The organism is Pseudonocardia yunnanensis, from assembly GCF_039534065.1.
Taxonomy (GTDB): domain Bacteria; phylum Actinomycetota; class Actinomycetes; order Mycobacteriales; family Pseudonocardiaceae; genus Pseudonocardia; species Pseudonocardia yunnanensis.
Genome location: NZ_BAAAUS010000069.1, coordinates 1 through 1,121, shown reverse-complemented (window position 1 = coordinate 1,121; position 1,121 = coordinate 1). Strand labels below are relative to the sequence as shown.

1 pseudogene is annotated in these 1,121 nt (G+C 65.5%); it reads left to right on the top strand.

From position 1 onward, the window contains the following. Positions 1-278 precede the first annotated feature (278 nt). Positions 279-828: pseudogene (locus ABD743_RS44100) on the top strand (aldo/keto reductase). The last annotated feature ends 293 nt before the right edge of the window (positions 829-1,121 follow it).

Genomic DNA, 1,121 nt, shown 5'->3' with positions numbered 1-1,121 from the left:
CACCTCGGAGATCATGGCTGCAGACCCGATCTCCTGCCCGCATTGAACAAGTCGGTGTGAACTCGCGAGACCTTCGAGCTCACGAGCTTTGACCTGGTCGTTGTCGACCGCCGACGTCGTACGCGTATGGCCAGCGCAGTCCACGTTGTTGTCAGCATTGTTGTCAGCTCCACTCGACCACGAGCCGACCACGCGGCCAGCCACCGAGACGCCGCAGGCTCGCTGGCTTTCCGACACAAGCGTGCGCCGGCAACACCACGTCGCCCGGGAACCGACCCATCGACCTCTACTACCGGTATCGCGTCGACCCGAACGCACCGATCGAGAACAACGTCGGCGCACTCTCCGAATCCGCCGACGAGGGCAAGATCCGCCACATCGGACCGTCAGAGGCCTGGCTCGACACCATCCGGCGGGCGCGCCGTCCACCCGACCACAGCGCTGCAGTCCGAGTACTCGCTGTGGACGCGCGACCAGAAACAAGTGCTTCCCCCGCTGCGGGAGCTCGAGATCGGCCACGTCGCCTACTCGCCGCTCGGGCACGGCTTCCTGACCGGGACCGTCCGCTCGCCTGCGCATCTCGACGACTCCGACTTCCGATCGAGCAACCCGCGCTTCGCCGAGGAGGACCTCCGGCGGGACCTCGCGCTCTGGGATCGAGCCAGTGATCCTGCTCCGTGCGTTCGCCTGGCGGCGAGATTCGTCATAGGGGACCCGTTCGACGAGCCGAAGCTTACGCAGGCGGTCGGCTACCGCGTCGACACCGAGCACCAGCGCCCCCTCGGACGCCACACGGAACTTGCCAGCCAAACTCCTCCTACGCAGTAGGCAGCTCTGCTCAAGCAACTCGCGCATGTCCTCGACAAAGTCACGAATCGTCTTCGGCACCAGAGTTCTCGGTGGTGGCGCTCCTGGGACGACCCGAACCTCCGGCATCGGTGCCCATAGTGAGCGGCCGCAGGCCCCGCCGTCCGGAAAGGTCCCGGCGAGCCGTGCTCACCGACGTTGGGATCGTCCCTCTATGACGAAAACGTAGCCGTCCTTGTCGATGTGGCCGCTATCGCCGGTGAGGTAGTAGCCGGTGTAGCGAGACAGGTACGAGGAGACGAAGTGGTCGTCGT